The organism is Streptomyces sp. NPDC057565, assembly GCF_042801455.1.
Classification (GTDB): Bacteria; Actinomycetota; Actinomycetes; order Streptomycetales; family Streptomycetaceae; genus Streptomyces; species Streptomyces yanii.
In genome coordinates, this window is the sequence record NZ_JBHVFU010000003.1 from 278,666 (window position 1) to 294,468 (window position 15,803).

Consider the following 15,803-nt stretch of genomic DNA (forward strand, 5'->3'; position numbering starts at 1 on the left):
CGGTACGCGCCACATAAGAAAGTGGCCCTGGGGTCGACGCTTCCACCCCTGTGGATGAGCGATGGTGTAGCTGGGCCGGGTCTGTCCCCGAGTCGCCCGCCCACCTGCCGCGTACGCCACAGAAGAGAGACCCACCCATGTCCTGGCTGTCCAGATTCAGCCTCGCGCAAAGGGCCCTGATCGGGCTGATCTCGATCGTCGCGCTCGTCTTCGGAGCGATCGCGATCCCGCAGCTCAAGCAGCAGTTGCTGCCCACCATCGAACTCCCGATGGTCTCGGTGCTCGCCCCCTACCAGGGTGCGTCCCCCGACGTGGTCGAGAAGCAGGTCGTCGAACCGCTCGAGAACTCCATCAAGGCCGTCGACGGCGTCACCGGCGTCACCTCGACCGCCAGCGAGGGCAACGCCGTCATCATGGCGACCTTCGACTTCGGCGACGAAGGCACCAAGCAGCTGGTCGCCGACATCCAGCAGGCGGTCAACCGCGCGCGCATCCAGCTGCCCGACGACGTCGACCCCCAGGTCATCGCCGGCTCGACGGACGACATCCCGACCGTCGTCCTCGCCGTCACCTCCGACAAGGACCAGCAGGCGCTCGCCGACCAGCTGGACCGCACCGTGGTCCCCGCTCTGGAGGACATCGACGGTGTCGGCCAGGTCACCGTCGACGGCGTCCAGGACCTCCAGGTCTCCATCACCCCCGACGACAAGGAGCTCGCGGCCGCCGGCCTGAACGCCGGATCCCTCGCCCAGGCCCTCCAGGCGGGCGGCGCCACGGTCCCGGCCGGATCGTTCTCGGAACAGGGCAAGAGCCGCACCGTCCAGGTCGGCGGGGCCTTCACCTCCCTGCAGCAGATCGAGGACCTGCAGGTCGCCGGTCAGGACCCGGCCACCGGCAAGCCCGGCAAGCCGGTCCGTATCGGTGACATCGCCACGGTGAAGCAGGAGCCCTCCACCGCGGTCTCCATCACCCGTACCAACGGCAAGCCGAGCCTCGCCGTGATGGCCACGATGGACAAGGACGGCAGCGCCGTCGCCATCTCGGACGCCGTCAAGGACAAGCTTCCGGACCTTCGCAAGGACCTCGGCGCCGGCGCCGAACTGACCGTCGTCTCCGACCAGGGCCCCGCCGTCTCCAAGGCGATCTCCGGTCTGACCACCGAGGGCGCGCTCGGCCTGCTCTTCGCGGTCATCGTGATCCTGGTCTTCCTCGCGTCGCTCCGCTCGACGCTGGTCACGGCGGTCTCCATCCCGCTCTCCGTGGTTCTCGCACTGATCGTGCTCTGGACCCGCGACCTGTCGCTCAACATGCTGACGCTCGGCGCGCTGACCATCGCGATCGGCCGCGTCGTCGACGACTCGATCGTGGTCCTGGAGAACATCAAGCGCCACCTCGGCTACGGCGAGGAGCGGCAGTCCGCGATCATCACAGCGGTCAAGGAAGTGGCCGGCGCGGTCACGTCCTCGACCCTCACCACGGTCGCGGTCTTCCTCCCGATCGGTCTGGTCGGCGGCATGGTCGGCGAGCTCTTCGGCTCGTTCTCCCTGACCGTCACCGCGGCCCTGCTCGCCTCCCTGCTGGTCTCGCTGACCGTGGTTCCCGTCCTGTCGTACTGGTTCCTGCGCGCACCCAAGGGCAGCACGGAGAACCCGGACGAGGCCCGCCGCAAGGCTGAGGAGAAGGAAGCCCGCAGCAGGCTCCAGCGGCTGTACGTCCCGGTGCTGCGCTTCGCGACCCGGCGCCGCATCACCAGCATCGTCATCGCCGTGGCCGTGCTCTTCGGGACCTTCGGCATGGCACCGCTGCTCAAGACCAACTTCTTCGACCAGGGCGAGCAGGAAGTCCTCTCCATCAAGCAGGAGCTGGCCCCCGGCACCAGCCTGGCGGCCGCCGACGAGGCGGCCAAGAAGGTCGAAAAGCTCCTCGACGAGGACAAGGGCGTCAAGGACTACCAGGTCACCGTCGGCTCCTCCGGCTTCATGGCGGCCTTCGGCGGCGGTACGGGCGCCAACCAGGCCTCCTACCAGGTCACCCTGAAGGACTCGGCCGACTTCGACGCCACCCAGAAGCGCATCGACGAGGGCCTCGGCAAGCTCGACGGCATCGGTGACACCACCATCGCCGCCGGCGACGGTTTCGGCAGCCAGGACCTCAGCGTCGTGGTCAAGTCCGCGGACGCCGCGACTCTGAAGAAGGCCTCCGAGGAGGTACGGGCGGAGGTCGCCGAACTCAAGGACGTCACCGACGTCCAGAGCGACCTGGCGCAGAGCATTCCGCGCATCTCGGTCAAGGCCAACTCCAAGGCCGCGGCCGCCGGATTCAACCAGGCCACCCTCGGCGCGGCCGTCGCCGGAGCGGTGCGCGGCACCCAGGCCGGCAAGGCGATCATGGACGACACCGAGCGCGATGTCGTCATCAAGTCCGCCCACCCGGCCACCACGATGGAGGAGCTGAAGAAGCTTCCCCTCGGCCCGGTCGAGCTCGGCCGGATCGCCGATGTGAAGCTGGTCCCCGGACCGGTCTCGATGACGAGGATCGACGGCCAGCGCGCCGCCACAATCACTGCCAAGCCCACCGGTGACAACACCGGCGCGGTGAGCGCCGCGCTCCAGTCGAAGATCAACGGCCTGGACCTGCCGGACGGCGCCACCGCCACCATCGGCGGCGTCTCCCAGGACCAGAACGACGCGTTCATGAAGCTCGGCCTGGCCATGCTCGCGGCCATCGCGATCGTCTTCATGCTGCTGGTCGCGACCTTCCGGTCCCTGGTCCAGCCGCTGATCCTGCTGGTCTCCATCCCGTTCGCGGCGACCGGCGCCATCGGCCTCCTCGTCGTCACCGGCACCCCGATGGGCGTCCCGGCGATGATCGGCATGCTGATGCTGATCGGCATCGTGGTGACCAACGCGATCGTGCTGATCGACCTGATCAACCAGTACCGCACGCAGGGCTTGGGCGTCGTCGAAGCAGTCATCGAGGGCGGCCGCCATCGCCTCCGCCCGATCCTGATGACGGCACTCGCGACGATCTTCGCCCTGCTCCCGATGGCGCTCGGCGTCACCGGCGAGGGCGGCTTCATCTCGCAGCCCCTCGCGGTCGTGGTGATCGGCGGCCTGGTCACGTCGACGCTGCTGACGCTGCTGCTGGTGCCGACGCTCTACGCGATGGTGGAGCTCCGCAAGGAGCGCCGCGCGACGAAGAAGGCCATCAAGCGCGCGAAGAAGGCGGGCGTTCCGGGCACGGCCCAGTCGGAGGAGATCACCTCCGAGGAGCCGGAGCCTGCGAAGGCCTGACATCCGGCACACGAAGGCCCCGGCACCGTTCACGGTGCCGGGGCCTTCGTGCGCCGGCCTTCCGGGTCCATACGGGCGACCGAGGCCCCAGGCGGGGGCGGAGGCCCGGAGAGACCCGTAGCGCCTACGGGAGCGCCAGCATGCGCTCCAGCGCCAGCTTCGCGTACTTCTCCGTCTCGGGGTCGACCTCGATCCGGTTGACCAGATTCCCCTCGGCCAGCGACTCCAGCGCCCACACCAGGTGCGGCAGGTCGATCCGGTTCATCGTCGAGCAGAAGCAGACCGTCTTGTCGAGGAAGACGATCTCCTTGTCCTCCGCGGCGAACCGGTTGGCCAGGCGGCGCACCAGGTTCAGCTCGGTGCCGATCGCCCACTTCGAGCCGGCCGGGGCCGCCTCCAGGGCCTTGATGATGTACTCCGTCGAGCCGACGTAGTCCGCCGCGGCCACGACCTCGTGCTTGCACTCGGGGTGCACCAGCACATTGACGCCCGGGATGCGCTCGCGCACATCGTTGACGGAGTCCACCGAGAAGCGCCCGTGCACCGAGCAGTGCCCGCGCCACAGGATCATCTTCGCGTTCCGCAGCTCCTCGGCGGTGAGGCCGCCGTTCGGCTTGTGCGGGTTGTAGAGGACGCAGTCCTCCAACGTCATCCCCATGTCGCGGACCGCGGTGTTCCGTCCCAGGTGCTGGTCGGGGAGGAAGAGGACCTTCTCGCCCTGTTCGAAGGCCCACTCCAGGGCGCGCTTCGCATTGGACGAGGTGCAGATCGTGCCGCCGTGCCTGCCGGTGAAGGCCTTGATGTCGGCGGAGGAGTTCATGTACGAGACGGGTACGACCTGCTCGGCGACCCCGGCCTCGGTCAGTACGTCCCAGCACTCGGCGACCTGCTCGGCGGTGGCCATGTCGGCCATCGAGCAGCCGGCGGCCAGGTCCGGCAGCACGACCTTCTGATCGTCGGTGGTCAGGATGTCCGCGGACTCCGCCATGAAGTGCACGCCGCAGAAGACGATGTACTCGGCTTCCGGCCGGGCGGCCGCGTCACGGGCGAGCTTGAACGAGTCGCCGGTGACGTCCGCGAACTGGATGACCTCGTCGCGCTGGTAGTGGTGGCCGAGAACGAAGACCTTGTCCCCGAGCTTCTCCTTGGCCGCGCGGGCGCGCTCCACCAGGTCCGGGTCGGACGGGGAGGGCAGATCGCCGGGGCACTCGACGCCGCGCTCACTCTTCGGGTCGGCCTCGCGGCCGAGCAGCAGCAGGGCGAGGGGTGTCGGCTGGACATCGAGGTCCTGGACGGGGTGGGCCGTGGTCACGTCACGCACCCTTTCTTCTCTGCAGATAAGCCTTTTCGTCTAATTGACATTATCTATCATATCCGGTTCACGTCACTTTGACGATGCCGATAGCGTCTATGTGACGAATTCCCTCTGGAGGTGGCGGGGGGCTGTTCCGGGGTCGTGAGAGGAGTCCTTGTCCCGCCCGGCACCTCTTCCCGGAGGGGTGTGCGAGCATGAAAGGAACAGGCAAGCGCTCGGCCCGGAATGAATCCGCGGTCCCGACGGTTGCAACGTCGGCAAGCAGTCCGTACAACCCGGGAGAGAAGCAGATGTCCGTATCGGACGAGACCACCACCGTGAGCGACGGCATCCTCCTGTCCGACGCCGCCGCAGCCAAGGTCAAGGGCCTGCTGGAGCAGGAAGGCCGTGACGACCTGGCGCTGCGCGTCGCCGTCCAGCCCGGCGGCTGCTCGGGCCTGCGCTATCAGCTCTTCTTCGACGAGCGTTCGCTCGACGGCGATGTCGTGAAGGACTTCGACGGCGTCAAGGTCGTCACCGACCGGATGAGCGCTCCGTACCTGGGTGGCGCCTCCATCGACTTCGTCGACACCATCGAGAAGCAGGGCTTCACGATCGACAACCCGAACGCCACGGGCTCCTGCGCCTGCGGTGACTCCTTCAGCTAAGTCGCGAAGGCGGTAACGGGCAGCAGTGCCTGCAGAGGGCGGCGTCCCCCGGATTCCGGGGGCCGCCGCCCTCGGTCGTGCCAGGCACCGATCAGCCGACCGTCACCGACGTCATGACCGAGTGCACCTGGTGCCGTGACCGGAAAGGTTCACCGGCTCGCGATGCCCACTAGCCGCGCGGCACCGTGCCGCCCGCCGCGTCGAGCACCTTCCGGTCGCCCAGCGGGGCGTCCAGCGTCACCGTCCGCGTCAGCTCCTTGGCGATCATGATGCAGACCTTCTTCGGGTCCGGGGTCGACTCGATGATCGTCACCCGCACCGCGTCCGCGCTCTCGGTCGCGCTCGCCGCGTACGTACTGCACACACCGCCCCAGAACGTCACCTTCAGCGTCCGGCCGTCCGCGGTGTACGAGGTCAGCTGGTGCGTGGACCGTGACGTGTCCCCGGTGCCCGAACCCGACCCCGGGTGCTTTGAAGAAGGCTTCGCCAGCGAGTCCGGGTCCACTGCGACCTGCGCCACCGTGTTGCCCGTCCCGCCCGCTGCCGGATGCACCGAGAAGAGCCATGACGGTACGAGTGTCTGCTTCCCGTCCACGTACCGCATCGCAAGGCCGAAGACCGCCTTGTCCACCGTCACGGTCGTCGTCTCACGCTCCGCTCCGGTCCGTGTCCCGCAGCTGACAGCCGACGACTTCGGTTCGTCCTTCTCCAGTGGTGCGGGGGTGGCGCACCCGCCGATGTGGCTCCGCGAAGCGTTCGCGCGGCCGGCCTTGTTCAGCTGCTTCAGCGCATCCTCCGCGCTGATCACCGGGTACTCCGCACCTTTCTCCAGGCTCTTCAACTGGCCGCTGCCGCCGACCACTTGACCGTCGGATCCCACCTGGATCCCGGTTGCCCAGCCGTACGTGGGCAGCCCGCCCACCACCGGGTCCGCGTTCACCACCCGTACCGAGCCCATGAGTTGGGACGCGTCGAGGACGGCATCGTCCTGGCCCGCCGCCTTCAGCACGGGCACGGCGGCGGCCTTGGCGGCGTTCTCGCTCACCGGCGATCCCGTGCCGCCCGGTGCCACGTCCTTGCTCGCACACACCGTCGTGCTCCGGCAGTTGTCCGTTCCGCCGGAACCGAAGCGGGCGAAGGACCAGGTGCCCGGCGCCTGCTTGTTCACCCGCAGGACCGGACCCGAGCCGTCCCCGTCGGACCCCACCTTCCATGCCGTGCCCTCGGTCCGCGGAGTGCCCTCCAGGCCCAGAACCTTCGCCAGCCGGGTCACCTCCGCGGCGGAGACGGTGCCCTTCGCCCGGTGGACGGCGGCCTTGGCCGGGCCGTCGGGCAGCTTGCCGGACGCGCGGTAGACCACGCCGTCGCCGCTGGGGTCGGGCTCGCCCGGGGCGATACCCTCCGGGGGTGCCGTCGGGCTCGGCGAGGGCGCGTCGAGCGCGAGCTGGGGAGGTGGGCGGTCACTGCTGCCCGCCCGGCTGCCGCTGCCGCCGTCCGCGGCAGCCCAGTACGCACTGCCGCCCCCGGCGAGCAGCACCGCTGCCGCCACCGAGGCCACGGCCAGCGGCGACCGCCGTCGTCGGGGGGCAGTCACGTCGTTGTCGGGTCGCTCGGTGCTCACCGGATCGCTCCTTCGGCTGCGTTGCCGTCACCATGACCGTCGCACGGTCATCGCCTGTCCCGCGAGTGCGGACAACGGTGGGACGGAGCAGGGGGGCACCCGGTTCCCCGAGGCCGCCGGAAGTGAGCGGTTGTGGCCGTCAGTCGCCGTACTCGGACATCGCGTCGATCAGCCGTGCGGACGCGTCCGGAACGGTGACGCCATGAATCAGGGACGGCGCGACAGGGGTGGGGGCGGCCTTGGCGGGTACGACCCAGTGCGGAGCCATCCGTGCGCAGTCACCGCGCAGCTCGGCCAGGCTGATCTCGGACTCGCTCGGGGCGATGTTGTTCGGCATATCCGCACCGTAGGCACCGCAGACCTCAGGATAAAAGACCTACTATCGGGTAGTTTTTCCCCCTTCAGGGCGAGTGCGGCGAACGGGTAGCGTGAACTGTCACGCCGTCCCGGGAACGCAGTCACCCGTTCCCCCCGACCTCCGCAGGAGCAGTCTCCCCGTGCGTATCGCAGTCACCGGCTCCATCGCCACCGATCACCTCATGACCTTCCCCGGCCGTTTCGCCGACCAGCTGGTCGCCGATCAGCTGCACACGGTCTCGCTCTCCTTCCTGGTCGACAACCTCGATGTGCGCCGGGGCGGTGTCGCCGCCAACATCTGCTTCGGCATGGGCATGCTCGGTACCGACCCGATCCTGGTCGGCGCCGCGGGCTCCGACTTCGACGAGTACCGCGCCTGGCTCGACCGGCACGGCGTCGACACCGGCTCGGTGCGGATCTCCGAGGTTCTGCACACCGCCCGTTTCGTCTGCACGACGGACGCCGACCACAACCAGATCGGCTCCTTCTACACGGGCGCGATGAGCGAGGCCCGGCTGATCGAGCTGAAGGCCGTCGCCGACCGCGTCGGCGGTCTCGACCTCGTCTCGATCGGCGCCGACGACCCGGAGGCGATGCTCCGCCACACCGAGGAGTGCCGTTCCCGGGGCATCGCGTTCGCCGCCGACTTCTCGCAGCAGATCGCGCGGATGGACGGCGACGAGATCCGGATCCTCCTCGACGGCGCCACGTACCTCTTCTCCAACGAGTACGAGAAGGGGCTCATCGAGTCCAAGACCGGCTGGACCGACGAGGAGATCCTCGGCAGGGTCGGCCACCGCGTCACCACGCTCGGGGCCCGCGGCGTCCGGATCGAGCAGGCCGGTCAGGAGACCATCGAGGTCGGCTGCCCGGAGGAGGAGACGAAGGCGGACCCGACCGGCGTCGGTGACGCCTTCCGCGCCGGTTTCCTCTCCGGCCTCGCCTGGGGCGTCGGCCTGGAGCGCGCCGCGCAGGTCGGCTGCATGCTCGCCACGCTGGTCATCGAGACGGTCGGCACCCAGGAGTACACCCTGCGCCGCACCCACTTCATGGACCGCTTCACCAAGGCGTACGGTCACGACGCCGCCGCCGAGGTCCGCGCCCACCTGCGCTGATCCGGGAACGCTACGACAGCCGGCGGACCACATAGGCGGAGCCCCGGTCCGCCGGCTCCTCACCCACGTACTCCTGCTCCCGCATCTCGCACCACGCCGGGATGTCCAGCCGCGCGGCCTCGTCGTCGGAGAGCACGGTCACCGTCCCGCCGACCGGTACCTCTCCGATCACCTTGGCGAGCTCGATCACCGGGATCGGGCACCGCCTCCCCAGCGCATCGACCACCAGGGACGCGGTCGTCGTGGGGGAGGGGGCGGGCGAGGCGGGCGCGCCCAGCCGTTCCCGTACCCCTGCCACCACCCCCGGCAGCACCCCGAGGAAGCGGTCGACGTCCTCCTGCGTGGTGCCGGCCGGCAGGGACACCCGGACGTTGCCCTCCGACAGCACTCCCATCGCCTTCAGTACATGGCTCGGTGTGAGTGTGCTGCTCGTGCAGGACGAACCGGACGAGACGGAAAATCCCTCCCGGTCCAGTTCGTGGAGGAGTGTCTCCCCGTCGATATAGAGACAGGAGAAGGTCACCAGGTGCGGCAGCCGCCGCACCGGATCGCCGACCACCTCCACATCCGGCACGACCGACGCCACCGTGGCTCGAATCCGGTCCACCAGCGCCCGCAGCCGTACGGACTCCACCGCCGCCTCGGCCCGGACGGCCCGCAACGACGCCGCCGCCGCCACGACGGCCGGGATGTTCTCGAAGCCGGCGGCCCGCCCCGACTCCCGTTCGTCCGCCGCGCCTTGGGGTGCGAACCGGACCCCCTTGCGTACGGCGAGCAGCCCCACCCCCGAGGGTCCGCCCCACTTGTGGGCACTGGCCGTCAGCAGCGACCAGCCGCCCGGCACCGGACCCCAGCCCAGCGACTGGGCGGCGTCCACCAGCAGCGGCACGCCCGCCGCCCGGCAGGCCTCTGCGACCTCGGCCACCGGCTGCTCCGTACCGACCTCGTGGTTGGCGGACTGCAGGCAGGCCAGTGCGGTGTCCTCGCGCAGGGCCTCTCCGTACGCCGCCGCGCTCACCGTCCCCGCCCGGTCCACCGGCACCTCGGCGAACGTCCCGCCCCGAGCCTCATGGGCGGCGGCCGAATGGAGCACCGACGAGTGTTCGACCGCCGAGACCACCAGATGGCGGCCGACACGCCGACGCCCGGCGAGGGCCCCGGAAATTCCTGAGTGCACCGCCCGGGTTCCCGACGAGGTGAAGGTCAGCTCGTCCGGGCGGCACCCCACCGCCTCCGCGGCCGCCTCCCGGGCCGCGTCCAGCAGCAGCCGGGCCCGCCGCCCCTCCCGGTAGAGGCGGGCCGGGTCGGACCAGCCCTCGTCCAGTGCGGCCAGCAGCGCCTGGCGGGCCACGGGGTGCAGGGGTGCGGAGGATGCGGCATCGAAGTAGGGCACATGTCCACGCTAGCTCGCACCCGCCGCCGCCTCGGGACGGGCCGCTCACGCAGCGAGGAGAGGGCCCGTCAGATGGCGGCCGGAGGCCCGGATTCCACCCCTTCGGGGTGTCGGGCGGCGCGTTGGGCACCCTCCCCGCGCGACCCCAAATGGCGTCCAGTAGGGTTTGGTCCGCATAAACATCCAAACCCCTGCCCGCGTCAGGGCGGCGACCGACCAGAGAGACGGCCGCGCCGAACGCGCGGGCGAGACTCTCGGGAAGGCGCTACGTGAGTCCCAACGGCTCCGACCGCTCGTCGCGGCGCCCGATGCGGCGGAAGCTGCCGCAGGTGCTGACTGCGGGCCTGATCCTGGCGACCGCCACCGGTTGCACATACAAGGACTTTCCCCGCCTTGGTATGCCCACGCCGGTAACGGAAGAGGCACCACGGATCCTTTCCCTCTGGCAGGGCTCGTGGGCGGCAGCGCTCGCCACGGGTGTGCTGGTCTGGGGCCTGATCCTGTGGAGTGTCATCTTCCACCGGCGCAGCCGCACCAAGGTCGAGGTACCTCCGCAGACCCGGTACAACATGCCCATCGAGGCGCTGTACACCGTGGTCCCTCTCATCATCGTCTCGGTGTTGTTCTACTTCACCGCGCGCGATGAATCGAAGCTCCTCTCGCTCTCCCCGAAGCCCGCCCACACCATCAACGTGGTCGGCTTCCAGTGGAGCTGGGGCTTCAACTACATCGAGAACGTGGACGGCTCGACCGCCACGGGCAACGAGATCCCCAAGGAGCTCGACGCCATCCCCGACCGGTTCCGGAAGGACTTCCCCAAGGGTGCGGAAGGCGTCTACGACGTCGGCATCCCGGGCACCCGGAACCCGCAGAACGGCAACCCGGGCCCGACCCTGTGGCTGCCGAAGGGCGAGAAGGTCCGCTTCGTTCTGACTTCGCGTGACGTCATCCACTCCTTCTGGGTGGTGCCGTTCCTCATGAAGCAGGACGTCATTCCGGGCCACACCAACTCCTTCGAGGTGACTCCCAACCAGGAGGGCACCTTCATGGGCAAGTGCGCCGAGCTCTGCGGCGTCGACCACTCCCGGATGCTCTTCAACGTCAAGGTCGTCTCCCCGGAGCGCTACCAGGCGCACCTCAAGGAGCTGGCCAAGAAGGGCCAGACGGGCTACGTGCCGGCCGGTATCGAGCAGACGAACCCGGCCAGGAATGCGGAGACGAACAAACTGTGAGCATCCTCAACGAACCTCAGGGTGCCGCGGCAGCAGACGACTCGTACGAGGACGAGCTGCCGGTCCGGCTGAAGCAGCCGGGAAACGTCGTCGTCAAGTGGTTGACCACCACTGACCACAAGACGATCGGCACGATGTACCTGGTCACATCGTTCGTGTTCTTCTGCATCGGCGGTCTGCTCGCGCTCTTCATGCGCGCCGAGCTGGCCCGTCCCGGCACGCAGATCATGTCGAACGAGCAGTTCAACCAGGCGTTCACGATGCACGGCACGATCATGCTGCTGATGTTCGCGACGCCGCTGTTCGCCGGGTTCGCGAACTGGATCATGCCGCTGCAGATCGGCGCGCCCGACGTGGCGTTCCCGCGGCTGAACATGTTCGCGTACTGGCTGTACCTCTTCGGCTCGATCATCGCGGTGGCCGGCTTCCTCACCCCGCAGGGTGCGGCCGACTTCGGCTGGTTCGCCTACTCCCCGCTCTCGGACGCCGTCCGTTCGCCGGGTGTCGGCGCCGACATGTGGATCATGGGTCTGGCCTTCTCCGGCTTCGGCACGATCCTCGGTTCGGTCAACTTCATCACCACGATCATCTGCATGCGCGCACCCGGCATGACGATGTTCCGGATGCCGATCTTCGTGTGGAACGTCCTGCTGACCGGTGTGCTGGTCCTGCTGGCCTTCCCGGTGCTCGCCGCCGCGCTCTTCGCGCTGGAGGCGGACCGCAAGTTCGGTGCGCACGTGTTCGACGCGGCCAATGGCGGCGCGCTGCTCTGGCAACACCTCTTCTGGTTCTTCGGCCATCCAGAGGTGTACATCATCGCCTTGCCATTCTTCGGAATCATTTCCGAAGTGATTCCGGTGTTCAGCCGGAAGCCGATGTTCGGCTACATCGGCCTCATCAGTGCCACGATCGCCATCGCGGGCCTGTCCGTGACCGTGTGGGCGCACCACATGTACGTCACCGGCGGTGTGCTGTTGCCGTTCTTCTCGTTCATGACGTTCCTCATCGCGGTACCGACCGGTGTGAAGTTCTTCAACTGGATCGGCACGATGTGGAAGGGATCGTTGTCCTTCGAGACACCGATGCTCTGGGCCGTCGGCTTCCTGATCACCTTCACCTTCGGTGGTCTGACCGGCGTCATCCTGGCCTCGCCGCCGATGGACTTCCACGTCTCGGACTCGTACTTCGTCGTCGCGCACTTCCACTACGTCATCTTCGGCACCGTGGTCTTCGCGATGTTCTCCGGATTCCACTTCTGGTGGCCGAAGTTCACCGGCAAGATGCTGGACGAGCGGCTCGGCAAGATCACGTTCTGGACGCTGTTCGTGGGCTTCCACGGCACGTTCCTGGTGCAGCACTGGCTCGGTGCCGAGGGCATGCCGCGTCGTTACGCGGACTACCTCGCCGCCGACGGCTTCACCCTGCTGAACACGATCTCGACGATCTCCTCGTTCCTCCTCGGACTGTCGATGCTGCCGTTCTTCTACAACGTGTGGAAGACCGCCAAGTACGGCAAGAAGATCGAGGTCGACGACCCGTGGGGCTACGGCCGTTCGCTGGAGTGGGCGACCTCCTGCCCGCCCCCGCGGCACAACTTCCTCACCCTGCCGAGGATCCGCTCCGAATCCCCGGCGTTCGACCTGCACCACCCGGAGATCGCGGCGCTCGAACAGCTGGAGCACCACTCCGAGGGTGACAAGGCCCTCGCTGGTGGCAAGGAGGCCGGCAAGTGAAGATCCAGGGCAAGATGTTCCTCTGGCTGAGCATCTTCATCCTCGCCATGGCAATCACCTATGGCGTGTGGTCGAAGGAGCCGGCCGGTACCACCGCGCTCGTCCTGGCCTTCGGTCTGAGCGTCATGATCGGCTTCTACCTGGCCTTCACGGCGCAGCGCGTCGACGCGATGGCTCAGGACAACAAGGAAGCCGATGTCGCGGACGAGGCCGGCGAGGTGGGGTTCTTCTCCCCGCACAGCTGGCAGCCGCTCTCACTGGCCATCGGTGGCTCCCTCGCCTTCCTGGGAATCATCTTCGGATGGTGGCTGCTCTACTTCTCGGCCCCGATCATCATGATCGGCCTGTTCGGCTGGGTCTTCGAGTACTACCGCGGCGAGAACCGCACCCAGTGACACCGCTCCACGGGTGACACCGCTCCACCTGACGGGGGGCCCGCACTTCTCCTCCACGAGAAGTGCGGGCCCCCCGTTTGCAGTCACCCGGCGCGCTGAAACGGATGAATCTTCTTAGCGTGGGTTCATGAACCTCACGCCGCGCTTCCGACCCGTAGCGAGTTGCACACTGGTGGTCGTGACCCTGGTTGCAGGGGCGACCGCCTGTGGGGGGCCCGATGGTCATCCGCTGTCCGCGCAGCCGTACGACGCGGCGGACGAGATCTCCTTCAACACCCCGGAGGGCGGCAAGAAGGCCGATCCCGACAAGCCCCTCGAAGTCACCGCCACGGGTGACGACGGCCGGATCACGGACGTGACGGCCGTGGACACGGCCGGACACCATCTCGCGGGTGAACTCGCCGCCGACGGGAGCCGCTGGCACTCGACCGTCCCGCTCGCCGCGGGCACCCGATATACCGTCAAGGTCAGCGTCGAGGACGAGGACGGCGCCCCGGGCGCCCGTACGCTCGCTTTCGAGACGGCCCCGGCGAAGAAGTTCCTGAAGGTCGCCTTCGGCCCGCAGGCAGGCACCTACGGCGTCGGACAGCCCATTACGGCGGTACTCAGCGCTCCGGTCAAGGACAAGGCCGCCAGGGCCACCGTGGAACGCTCCCTGAAGGTCCGGTCCACGCCCTCCGTGACGGGCTCCTGGTACTGGGTCGACGACAAGACCCTGCACTACCGTCCGCAGGAGTACTGGCCCGCCAGGGCCACCATCGAGGCCACCAGCACCATGGCGGGCATCAAGGTCACCAAGGCGCTGTACGGGGCTCCCGCGAAGGCGTTGAAGATCACCACCGGTGACCGCATAGAGGCCATCACCGATGCCGCCGCGCACACCATGTCGGTCAAGCGCAACGGACGAGTGATCAAGACCATTCCGGTGACCACCGGCAGGCCCGGCTTCGACACCCGCAACGGCGTCAAGGTCGTGCTGAGCAAGGAGTACTCCGTACGCATGCGCGGGGAGACGATCGGCATCGCGGCAGGCTCATCCGACTCGTACGACCTGCAGGTCTACTACGCGACCCGCGTCACCTGGAGCGGCGAGTACGTGCACGCGGCCCCCTGGTCCGTCGGCTCGCAGGGGCTCGCGAACGTCAGCCACGGCTGCACGGGCATGAGCACCGGCGAGGCCGAGTGGTTCTTCAACACCGTGCGCGAGGGCGACATCGTCAAGGTCGTCGGCAGCCAGGGCGCGACGATGACGCCGTTCGACAACGGCTACGGCGACTGGAACCTTTCCTGGGCCAACTGGCAGAAGGGCAGCGCCCTGCAGAACAACGCCACGCCGGACCGCGCGGACACGATCCAGGCGGCGCGCCTGCGCCCCGAGGTCTGACCGGCCGGGGGAGTGCGCTGCCCCTCGGAGGGACATGAAGGGCCGCGGATGCGACCGCGGCGGATCCCGGGCCGGTCAGGCGTCTGCGCAGAGCCTGTTGCGCAGCAGAGCGGCCAGGGTGTCGGCGAACTCGACCGGCTCGACCGGAAGGGTCACCGCGGCGTCCGCACGGCTCCAGGTGGCCAGCCAGGCGTCCTGAGGGCGCCCGATCAGCAACAGCACCGGCGGACAGTGGAAGACCTCGTCCTTGATCTGCCGGCAGACGCCCATGCCGCCCGCCGGGGCCGTCTCGCCGTCCAGCACGCACACGTCGATGCCGCCGTTGTCCAGAGCGGTCAGGACGGCGGGCAGGGTGGCGCACTCCACGAACTCCAGCGGTGGCACGTCCGCCGCAGGCCTCCGACCGGCGGCCAGCCTCACCTGCTCACGGGTGTTGGCGTCGTCGCTGTAGACCAGGACCGTGGCGGTCGGCTGCATTGTTCCTCCGTGACATCTGTGTCTTCGGGGCTCTCGGGGCATGAACCGATGCGCGGATCGTACTCCGACGGACAGCCTGTCAGCACCGGTAATGACGCCGATTCGATGGGCCGTTCGGGGAGGACACACCCTGCTGACACACCGAACGGCACCCCCCGGAGTGAGGGCGGGATAAGCGACCGACATAATGTCGGTCGTGGCGACAGCAACGACAGTAGAAACCGGGCACGCGCACCCGTCGGTCAATCGACCGAACCTCACCAGCGTCGGAACCATCATCTGGTTGAGTTCCGAGCTGATGTTCTTCGCGGCCCTCTTCGCGATGTACTTCACCCTGCGATCGGTGATGGGACCCGACCACTGGAAGGAAATGGCTTCGGCCCTGAACTTCCCGTTCTCGGCGACGAACACCACGATCCTGGTGCTCTCCTCCCTCACCTGCCAGCTCGGCGTCTTCGCCGCGGAGCGGGGCGATGTGAAGAAGCTCCGTGCCTGGTTCGTGATCACTTTCGTGATGGGTGCGATCTTCATCGGTGGCCAGGTCCTGGAGTACACCGAGCTGGTGAAGAAGGACGGCCTCTCGCTGTCCTCCGACCCGTACGGCTCGGTGTTCTACCTGACCACCGGCTTCCACGGTCTGCATGTGACAGGCGGTCTCATCGCCTTCCTGCTCGTTCTGGGCAGGACATACGCAGCCAAGAGGTTCACCCACGAACAGGCGACCGCCGCCATCGTCGTGTCCTATTACTGGCACTTCGTCGATGTCGTGTGGATCGGCCTCTTCGCCACGATCTACATGATCAAGTAACCGGGTTCGAACCCGAACCACATCCAGCATCGA

General features: G+C 68.1%; 13 protein-coding genes. 8 read left to right on the forward strand and 5 right to left on the reverse strand.

The features are described 5' to 3' along the window. Nucleotides 1-137: 137 nt before the first annotated feature. Nucleotides 138-3,293: an efflux RND transporter permease subunit gene (locus ACFU8W_RS08500; protein ID WP_384033619.1), complete on the forward strand. Its 3,156-nt coding sequence runs from the start codon at nt 138-140 to the stop codon at nt 3,291-3,293. Nucleotides 3,294-3,417: 124 nt separating this feature from the next. On the opposite strand, the gene nadA is transcribed toward ACFU8W_RS08500, so the two are convergent. Then, complete coding sequence (nadA, locus tag ACFU8W_RS08505) at nt 3,418-4,614, reverse strand: quinolinate synthase NadA (RefSeq protein WP_345515631.1); 1,197 nt, start codon at nt 4,612-4,614, stop codon at nt 3,418-3,420. A gap of 284 nt (nt 4,615-4,898) precedes the next feature. Between nadA and ACFU8W_RS08510 the strand changes: the two genes are divergently transcribed. Further along, nucleotides 4,899-5,255 (forward strand): iron-sulfur cluster assembly accessory protein, encoded by a 357-nt coding sequence (locus tag ACFU8W_RS08510; RefSeq protein WP_030933606.1) that lies wholly within the window; start codon nt 4,899-4,901, stop codon nt 5,253-5,255. Between the two features lie 169 nt (nt 5,256-5,424). Here ACFU8W_RS08510 and ACFU8W_RS08515 read toward each other — a convergent pair whose 3' ends face one another. Further along, nucleotides 5,425-6,876, reverse strand: coding sequence for a hypothetical protein (locus ACFU8W_RS08515; RefSeq protein WP_384033623.1), 1,452 nt, complete (start codon nt 6,874-6,876; stop codon nt 5,425-5,427). A 139-nt stretch (nt 6,877-7,015) separates the two neighbouring features. Continuing rightward, entirely contained in the window at nt 7,016-7,213 is a 198-nt protein-coding gene (locus ACFU8W_RS08520; RefSeq protein WP_345515633.1) for a hypothetical protein, read from the reverse strand. Nucleotides 7,214-7,373: 160 nt separating this feature from the next. Between ACFU8W_RS08520 and ACFU8W_RS08525 the strand changes: the two genes are divergently transcribed. Then, nucleotides 7,374-8,348, forward strand: coding sequence for a carbohydrate kinase family protein (locus ACFU8W_RS08525; RefSeq protein WP_384033626.1), 975 nt, complete (start codon nt 7,374-7,376; stop codon nt 8,346-8,348). Nucleotides 8,349-8,358: 10 nt separating this feature from the next. Here ACFU8W_RS08525 and ACFU8W_RS08530 read toward each other — a convergent pair whose 3' ends face one another. Then, on the reverse strand, nt 8,359-9,741 hold the full coding sequence (locus ACFU8W_RS08530) for a cysteine desulfurase/sulfurtransferase TusA family protein (protein ID WP_384033629.1): 1,383 nt from the start codon (nt 9,739-9,741) through the stop codon (nt 8,359-8,361). A gap of 269 nt (nt 9,742-10,010) precedes the next feature. On the opposite strand from ACFU8W_RS08530, the gene coxB reads away from it, so the two are divergent. The 4 genes from coxB (at nt 10,011) to ACFU8W_RS08550 (ending at nt 14,485) form a co-directional block, all read left to right on the forward strand. Next, nucleotides 10,011-10,973: a cytochrome c oxidase subunit II gene (gene coxB / locus ACFU8W_RS08535; protein WP_345515636.1), complete on the forward strand. Its 963-nt coding sequence runs from the start codon at nt 10,011-10,013 to the stop codon at nt 10,971-10,973. After that, entirely contained in the window at nt 10,970-12,706 is a 1,737-nt protein-coding gene (gene ctaD, locus ACFU8W_RS08540) for a cytochrome c oxidase subunit I (RefSeq protein WP_384033633.1), read from the forward strand. Before coxB ends, ctaD begins: the two co-directional genes overlap by 4 nt. After that, complete coding sequence (locus ACFU8W_RS08545; protein ID WP_345515638.1) at nt 12,703-13,101, forward strand: cytochrome c oxidase subunit 4; 399 nt, start codon at nt 12,703-12,705, stop codon at nt 13,099-13,101. Before ctaD ends, ACFU8W_RS08545 begins: the two co-directional genes overlap by 4 nt. 127 nt (nt 13,102-13,228) lie before the next feature. Continuing rightward, nucleotides 13,229-14,485: an Ig-like domain-containing protein gene (locus tag ACFU8W_RS08550; RefSeq protein ID WP_384033637.1), complete on the forward strand. Its 1,257-nt coding sequence runs from the start codon at nt 13,229-13,231 to the stop codon at nt 14,483-14,485. A 75-nt stretch (nt 14,486-14,560) separates the two neighbouring features. On the opposite strand, the gene ACFU8W_RS08555 is transcribed toward ACFU8W_RS08550, so the two are convergent. Next, entirely contained in the window at nt 14,561-14,962 is a 402-nt protein-coding gene (locus ACFU8W_RS08555; protein ID WP_345515641.1) for a hypothetical protein, read from the reverse strand. Between the two features lie 187 nt (nt 14,963-15,149). On the opposite strand from ACFU8W_RS08555, the gene ACFU8W_RS08560 reads away from it, so the two are divergent. After that, the gene (locus ACFU8W_RS08560; RefSeq protein WP_266986533.1) at nt 15,150-15,770 is read left to right on the forward strand and encodes a heme-copper oxidase subunit III; all 621 of its coding nucleotides are present in this window, start codon (nt 15,150-15,152) and stop codon (nt 15,768-15,770) included. The last annotated feature ends 33 nt before the right edge of the window (nt 15,771-15,803 follow it).